Annotated in this window: 6 protein-coding genes; 5 read left to right on the top strand and 1 reads right to left on the bottom strand. The window is 60.7% G+C overall.

The genetic code is table 11. The features are described from left to right. Window positions 1-288 precede the first annotated feature (288 nt). A complete protein-coding gene (locus ACIQAL_RS31335; protein WP_401152547.1) occupies window positions 289-1275 on the bottom strand; it encodes an alpha/beta hydrolase family protein in 987 nt (328 codons plus the stop codon). 145 nt (window positions 1276-1420) lie between these two features. Here ACIQAL_RS31335 and ACIQAL_RS31330 point away from each other — a divergent pair, with 145 nt between their 5' ends. The 5 genes from ACIQAL_RS31330 (at window position 1421) to ACIQAL_RS31310 (ending at window position 8021) form a co-directional block, all read left to right on the top strand. Further along, window positions 1421-3478: a histidine kinase gene (locus ACIQAL_RS31330; protein WP_401152545.1), complete on the top strand. Its 2058-nt coding sequence runs from the start codon at window positions 1421-1423 to the stop codon at window positions 3476-3478. Next, window positions 3475-4104, top strand: coding sequence for a response regulator transcription factor (locus ACIQAL_RS31325; RefSeq protein ID WP_341961556.1), 630 nt, complete (start codon window positions 3475-3477; stop codon window positions 4102-4104). The genes ACIQAL_RS31330 and ACIQAL_RS31325 overlap by 4 nt, the downstream gene beginning before the upstream one ends. Window positions 4105-4438: 334 nt before the next feature. Beyond that, entirely contained in the window at window positions 4439-5563 is a 1125-nt protein-coding gene (locus ACIQAL_RS31320; protein WP_401152542.1) for an ABC transporter ATP-binding protein, read from the top strand. Between the two features lie 90 nt (window positions 5564-5653). Continuing rightward, window positions 5654-6685, top strand: a complete 1032-nt coding sequence (locus ACIQAL_RS31315; RefSeq protein WP_166595588.1) for a polyamine ABC transporter substrate-binding protein — start codon at window positions 5654-5656, stop codon at window positions 6683-6685. A gap of 88 nt (window positions 6686-6773) precedes the next feature. Continuing rightward, window positions 6774-8021, top strand: coding sequence for an ABC transporter permease (locus ACIQAL_RS31310; protein WP_166595587.1), 1248 nt, complete (start codon window positions 6774-6776; stop codon window positions 8019-8021). Window positions 8022-8028: the final 7 nt, after the last annotated feature.

The following is an 8028-nucleotide window of genomic DNA, read 5'->3' as shown; positions in this document are numbered from 1 at the left end:
CACGGTCTGTACTGCTGCTAACAGTCAGAAGCTGGCTTTTGGTCCCACCCACCCCTTCGAGTCTTACCATACAAGCTGGCTTGCCTGCGATCTGCTGCGCAGCGGCAGTAGAATCAGGCGCCTCGGTTGTGTCAGGCACTACGCGTTAGCCGGGTTTGCTGGCGCTGCGCACCAGATCGTAGGCAAGGTGGAGCGCCACCCCGGCACTCCCACGGCCTCCGGCCAGAATCAAAAGCACCTCGCACCTCGAGAGCTTTCCGCCAGAATCAAAACAGCGTCGTAAGTTAGCTACTGCCCCTCCAGCCACCCACGAACCCGACGAAACAGTTGTTCCTGTTCCATCGCCGCGTGGCCCGGAATAGCGTTCAGCGTCACCTGAGTGAAACGCGCGTTTTTCACGCGCTTGCTGGCGTTGAGCCGGTCTTGAGCCTGTTGCCGGGGTACGGGACGGTCCTTGCTGACAAAGTCTGCGGTGGCGACTTTGAGGGTCGGCAACACTTCCAGCAATGAAGGCGTGTCGGTTCCGGTGTCGACGGCGGTGATCATCACCAGCTTTTGAATCGCAGGCGAAGGGCGCTCGCTCATGTATCGAGCTGCCCAGTACGCCCCGGTGCCGTGACCCAGGAGCACGATGCTGTGCGCTTTGTTTTGTTGCGCGAACGCGATGGCGCTGTCGATACGGGCGAAGATTTTATCGGCATTGGCTTTGGCGATTTCTGCCTGAGCCGCCGCTTGTTCGGCGGCAGCGGCGGCCTCGGCTTCGGCGCTGGCGGCAGGATCAGCGGGCTTGGCGGGTGCGTCTTTTGCCTTGTCTTTGTCCGCAGCGGGCTTGTCACCTGTTGTCGGCGTATCGGCCGTGCGTGCGAAGACGCCGTCGATGTACGCATCGGGCAAACTCAGGCTCAAGCTGGACCAGCCCACATCTGGCAGCTTGCGGCGCAGCGGGCCGACCGTGTCAGGCCAGTCGGCTGACTCGTCGGCGCCCGGCACGATCACCACCGCGCCCTTGGCTTCGTCTGCGTTGGCGGGTTTCCACAAGGCCAAGAAGTTTTGCTCTCCGGCCTGCAATTGCTGCTGCTCAGCCTTGGGCACCTGGCGTTCCAAAGCCAGCGTGTCTTCCTGGCTTCGGGAGGGAAGCGAGGCGCGCTCGACTGGGGCTTCAGTGGGTTTGGCGTCTTTTGCGGGAGCGGGGTCCGCCGCCATTGCCATCGGATAGCAAGGTAATATCAGCGTCAGGCAAATCGCGGGAAACATTGCGCGAAGGGTGTAGGGCATCGGATATTCCAAAGGCCGGAAACAATTCCAGCAGCCTAATGGGTTGATGACGGTTTGTCAGGCCGGGTATAGCGCCTGAGATCAGAGCGGCGCACACGATTGATCGAGGATTCAGGGACGTGGAGATGACAGGTTGAGAATCCGCATGCGGTGCCTTTGGGTTATCGGCGGTCCGAGGGCACTCTTGATGTGTTTGCTGCTCGGCGTGCTGTCATCGAGCGTGCTGGCCGGGGTTCCCACTGCGCCGCCGGACACCCTGACCCGCAATCAGCGCGACTGGCTCAATCAGCGTGGACAATTACGCGTCGGTCTTGTGTTGCAGGCGCCGTACGCGCAATTCGACCGACGCGCCCAGGTCTTGTCCGGCGCCAACGTGGATCTGGTCAATCTCATGGCCAGGACCCTGCAAGTCGAGCTGCTGTGGCGCAACTTTTCCGATCAGGCCGAGCTTGAAAAAGCCTTGAGCAAGGGCGAGATCGACTTCGCGCCCGGCCTTACGCAAACGCCCGCCGGGCTGCGCATGTGGCTGTATTCCGACCCGTACATGCGCGTTCCACAGCTGGTGGTCGGCGAACGCGATGGCTCCGGCGCCGTGGATTTGGAGAAGCTCGACAGCAACGTACGCGTGGCTGTGCGCATGCCCAGCGCCACGGCCGATTATCTGCGCGCCAACTACACCCACCTCAACGTGCAAGGCGTGCCGCTCGAACGCCAAGCCTTGCAACTGTTACTCAGTCAGCAGGCGCGTTACGCGGTGGTCGATGAAGCGCAGCTGAGTCGCCTGTCGCGGGAAAGTGAGTTCGCCGGGTTGGCTGTGGTCGGCGACATCGGTTACCCCCAATTGCTGCGCGTGGCGTCACGGCGAGATGCGCCGGAATTGGCGGACATCATCAGCAAGGCGTTGAATGTGATCGCGCCCAAAGACCTGGACCAGCTACACGCCCAATGGCTGCAGCCCAAATACCCGCAAGTCAGCCAGTCTCCCGGCCTGTGGAAAAACATCGCGCTGCTGTTATTGATCCTGTTGCTGGCCAGTGCGGCGGTCGTGATATGGCAGCGTAAGCAGCAGCGGGTTCTGGAGCGGGATTTACTGGCCGCCCGAGAGGACATCACCAAGCGTCTGGCCAGCGAGGAGGCCTTGCGCCTGGCGCAGTTTTCCATCGACCAAAGCACCGTCGGCATTCTCTGGGTGAACTGGGACAGCCACGTGCGATATGCCAATCAGGCCGCCGAAGCCATGTTGGGTTACGCGCGAGGCGGGGTGGTTGACCGTCCGTTGATCGACTTCGAGCCGGGACTGAACATGGACCGCTGGCTGAATCTCTGGAAAAACGCACGCTCCAGCGACGAAGGCCCGCAGAACTTCGAAAGCAATTGCGTGCGCGCCGACGGCAGCATCTTGCCCGCTGACGTGTCCCTGAGTTTTCTGCGTTTTCGCGACGCCGAATACCTCGTGGTGTTCATCACCGACGTCACCGAACGCCGCCGTTCCCTTGCTGCTTTGCAGGAAAGCGAGTCGCGATTGCAGGTGCTGGCTGAGCAGTTGCGCGAGCTGTCGGCGCATCTGGAAACGGTGAGAGAGGAGGAAAAGGCTCGCATCGCCAGGGAAGTTCACGACGAGCTGGGTCAGATGTTGACCGTGCTGAAGCTGGAGACGTCGATGTGCGAATTGGCCTACGCCGATCTCGATCCGGGCCTGCGCGACCGGCTGAACAGCATGAAGCGCCTGATCGCCCAGCTCTTCCAACTGGTGCGCGACGTGGCCACCGCGCTGCGGCCTCCGATCCTCGATGCGGGCATTGCGTCGGCCATCGAATGGCAGGCACGGCGGTTCGAAGCACGCACGCAGATTCCGTGTCTGGTCGAAGTGCCAGACAACCTGCCGACGCTGCCGGACGCCACGGCCATTGGCCTGTTCCGGATTCTTCAGGAGTCGCTGACCAACGTCATGCGCCACGCCGAAGCGCACACGGTCGAGCTGAATCTGAGCCTGAGCGATGGCGTGTTGTGCATGACGATTGCCGACGATGGCAAGGGTTTCGATCAGCTTGAAGATCGCCCGGCGTCGTTCGGCCTGGTGGGCATGCGCGAGCGGGTGCTGATCATGGGCGGACGATTGCATCTGGACAGCACGTTGGGAGAAGGCACAACCTTGCGTATCCACATTCCGCTGGAACAGGTTGCGCAGGAGCAAGTGCAGTGATTCGTGTATTGGTTGCCGAGGACCACACCATCGTCCGCGAGGGCATCAAGCAGTTGATTGGTCTGGCCAAGGACCTGCAAGTGGCGGGGGAGGCCAGCAATGGCGAACAGTTGCTGGAGGCCCTGCGCCACATCGAGTGTGAAGTCGTGCTGCTCGACATTTCGATGCCGGGGGTGAACGGTCTGGAAGCGATTCCGAGGATTCGCGCACTGAACAACCCGCCCGCGATTCTGGTGCTGTCGATGCACGATGAAGCGCAAATGGCGGCACGTGCGTTGAAGATCGGCGCGGCGGGATACGCGACCAAGGACAGCGACCCGGCGCTGCTGCTGACGGCGATCCGACGGGTGGCGTCGGGCGGGCGTTATATCGACCCGGACCTGGCCGACCGAATGGTGTTCGAGGTGGGCCTGACCGACAGTCGGCCGCTGCATTCACTGCTGTCTGAGCGTGAGTTTTCGGTGTTCGAACGTCTGGCCCAAGGCGCCAACGTCAACGACATCGCCCACCAACTGGCGCTGAGCAGCAAGACCATCAGCACCCACAAAGCGAGGTTGATGCAGAAGCTCAATATCACGTCGCTGGCCGAGCTGGTGAAGTATGCGATGGAGCATAAGCTGGTCTGAAAACGACCTGTGGGCCAACGCCGGATCGCCCCGTGGAAGCGAACTCATTCGCGAGGCGGTGGTTCGGATGATACGAATGCAGCGCCTGAAAACCCCTCATCCCGAATGAATTCGGTCCCACAGGTGCGGTGTCCGATCCAGTGATGTAATCAGTCCTACGAGCCTTTTAGAAATATCCCCCAAAGCCACATATCTATCCCCGCCATCCGTGTAGGGCAATCCCTACAACCAACCTTCCATCCCGCCTAGCTCAATCTCTCCTGCGCCCCGATTTGCGTGGTCTGTAGCCTCATCTAGGCTTGTCCACACGGTTGATTAAACAAAGGTGTGGGTAATGAGCAACGTCGATTCAAGCGCTGGGGCAAGTGATGTTCTGGTCAGCTTTCGTGGTGTGCAAAAGAGCTACGACGGCGAAGCCCTGATCGTCAAAGACCTCAACCTGGACATTCGCAAAGGCGAGTTCCTCACCCTGCTCGGGCCGTCCGGTTCCGGGAAGACCACCAGCCTGATGATGCTCGCCGGTTTCGAAACGCCGACGGCGGGCGAGATCCTGCTGGCCGGTCGTTCGATCAATAACGTGCCGCCGCACAAACGCGACATCGGCATGGTGTTCCAGAACTACGCGCTGTTCCCGCACATGACGGTGGCCGAGAACCTCGCGTTTCCACTGTCGGTACGTGGCATGAGCAAGACCGACGTCGCCGAGAAAGTGAAGAAGGCGCTGGACATGGTTCAGCTCGGCGCGCTGTCTCATCGGTATCCGGCGCAAATGTCCGGTGGTCAGCAACAACGTGTGGCGCTGGCCCGCGCACTGGTGTTCGAGCCACAACTGGTACTGATGGACGAACCGCTGGGCGCCCTCGACAAGCAGCTGCGTGAACACATGCAGATGGAGATCAAACACCTGCACCAGCGCCTGGGCGTAACCGTGGTCTACGTGACCCACGACCAGGGCGAAGCGCTGACCATGTCGGACCGCGTCGCTGTCTTCCACCAGGGCGAAATCCAGCAGATCGCTCCGCCGCGCGCTCTCTACGAGGAGCCGAAGAACACCTTCGTGGCCAACTTCATCGGCGAGAACAATCGCATCAACGGCACCTTGCTTAGCCAGACCGGCGACCGCTGCCTCGTGGCGCTTTCCCGAGGCGAGAAGGTCGAGGCACTGGCGATCAACGTTGGCCCGGCAGGCAGCCCGGTCACCCTGTCGATCCGCCCTGAACGCGTGAACCTCAATGGCCGCAGCGAAAGCTGCGTGAACCGTTTCTCTGGCCGCGTCGCTGAATTCATCTATCTGGGCGACCACGTGCGTGTGCGTCTGGAAGTGGCAGGCAAAACCGATTTCTTCGTCAAACAGCCCATTGCCGAGCTGGACCCGGCCATGAGCGTTGGCGACGTTGTGCCCATTGGATGGCAGGTCGAGCACGCTCGCGCGCTGGACCCGTTGCAGGACGCGCATTGATTCACCCGCGGTACGCGTAAATCGAGGCACCCAGAGGCGAATCGATCGCCCCATTGCTTAACCAACATTTGTTCGTGGAGAGAAAAATAAATGCTAAAGACATTGAAGCTCACCGCCTTATCGGTCGGCATGATGTGCGCGGCGCAAGCCATGGCAGCTGATCTGACTGTCATTTCCTTCGGTGGCGCGAACAAGGCGGCTCAGGAAAAGGCCTTCTACGCGCCGTGGGAAAAGACCGGCAGCGGCAAGATCATTGCGGGCGAGTACAACGGTGAGATGGCCAAGGTCAAAGCGATGGTCGACACCAAGAGCGTGACCTGGGATCTGGTGGAAGTGGAATCCCCGGAACTGTCCCGTGGCTGCGACGAAGACATGTTCGAAGAAATCGACCCCGCCATTCTGGGCAAGAAAGAAGACTACGTGCCGGGCGCCATCCAGACCTGCGGCGTGGGCTTCTTCGTGTGGTCGACCGTGCTGGCCTACAACGCCGACAAGCTGAAAACCGCGCCGACCGGTTGGACCGATTTCTGGAACACCGAGAAATTCCCAGGCAAGCGTGGCCTGCGTAAAGGCGCCAAATACACCCTTGAATTCGCACTGATGGCTGACGGCGTTGCGCCGAAAGACGTCTACAAAGTGCTGGCCACTAAAGACGGCCAGGACCGCGCCTTCAAGATGCTCGACAAGCTCAAGCCAAGCATCCAGTGGTGGGAAGCGGGTGCTCAGCCGCCGCAGTATCTCCAGTCTGGCGACGTCGTGATGAGCTCGGCCTACAACGGTCGTATCGCGGCCGTGCAAAAGGAAAGCAACCTGAAAGTGGTCTGGACGGGCGGCGTGTATGACTTCGACGCATGGGCCATTCCGAAGGGCGCCAAAAACGCCGAAGAGGCGAAGAAATTCCTCGCTTACACCCTCAAGCCAGAGCAGCAAAAGACTTACTCCGAGAACATCGCCTACGGTCCGGCCAACACTCAAGCGGTTTCGCTGCTGAGCGCCGACACCCTGAAAAACATGCCGACCACTCCTGAGAACATCAAGGATCAGGTGCAGATCGACGTGAAATTCTGGGCTGACTATGGCGAGAACCTGGAGCAGCGCTTCAACTCTTGGGCTGCCAAGTAAGCGTCACGCGTCACGTTAAACCAGGTGCGTTTTCTTTCCCGTTGCGGGAAGAAAACGCACCCATCGTTGAAAGATTTTGGAGTTCACTATGGCCACCGCCGTGCCCCTGACTGAAGGCGCCAGCCCGACCTTGAAGCAACGCCTGGCCCGTGCCGAGCGCGTCAACCGCTGGAAGGCTCAGGCACTGATCGCGCCATTGGTGATTTTCCTGCTGCTCGTGTTTCTCGTGCCGATCGCGGCGCTGCTCTACAAGAGCGTGAACAACCCGGAAGTGGTCGGCGGCATGCCGCTCACCGTCACCGAAGTCGCCAAATGGGACGGCAAAGGCCTGCCCTCGGAATCGGCGTACAAGGCGCTCAGCCAAGACCTGGCCGACGCCCGCAAAAATCAGACCTTGGGCGACCTGTCCAAGCGCCTGAACCAGGAACTCGCCGGATACCGCAGCCTACTCGCGAAAACTGCCCGCGCCGTTCCGTTCAAGGAAGAGCCTGCTTCTTATAAAGAAGCGCTGGAAGCCGTCGATGAGCGTTGGGGAGACCCCGCGTACTGGCAGGCGATCCGTCGCAACACCTCAAGCTTCACCCCCTATTACCTGTTGGCGGCCGTTGACCACCGCATCGATGACCTCGGTGAAGTGGCGCCTGCGACCCCCGATCAAGCGATCTACCTCGACATCTTCGCCCGCACGTTCTGGATGGGCCTGGTGATCACCGTGATCTGCCTGTTGCTCGCGTACCCCTTGGCGTACCTGCTGGCCAACCTGCCTGCCCGCCAAAGCAACCTGCTGATGATTCTGGTGCTGCTGCCGTTCTGGACCTCGATTCTGGTGCGCGTCGCCGCGTGGATCGTACTGCTGCAGTCGAGCGGTCTGATCAATGGCGCGCTGATGGCAATGGGCATCATCGACAAGCCGCTGGAGCTGGTCTTCAACCGCGTCGGCGTGTACATCTCGATGGTTCACATCATGCTGCCGTTCATGATCCTGCCGATTTATAGCGTGATGAAAGGCATCTCGCCGACCTACATGCGTGCGGCGATTTCCCTGGGCTGCAACCCGTTCGCCAGCTTCTGGCGTGTGTACTTCCCGCAAACCTACGCCGGTGTCGGCGCGGGCTGCCTGTTGGTGTTCATCCTCGCCATCGGCTACTACATCACCCCCGCGCTGCTGGGCAGCCCGAACGATCAAATGGTCAGCTACTTCGTGGCGTTCTACACCAACACCAGCATCAACTGGGGCATGGCGACGGCGCTGGGCGGTTTGCTGTTGCTGGCGACTGTCGTGCTGTACCTGATTTATAGCTGGCTGGTCGGCGCCAGCCGTCTGCGCCTGAGCTGAGGAGAAT

Source organism: Pseudomonas sp. NPDC088368 (genome assembly GCF_044753445.1).
In the GTDB taxonomy this organism is placed as follows: domain Bacteria; phylum Pseudomonadota; class Gammaproteobacteria; order Pseudomonadales; family Pseudomonadaceae; genus Aquipseudomonas; species Aquipseudomonas bambusae.
Note: the sequence above shows the minus strand (reverse complement) of the source record. Positions and strands in the feature narration are given on the sequence as shown.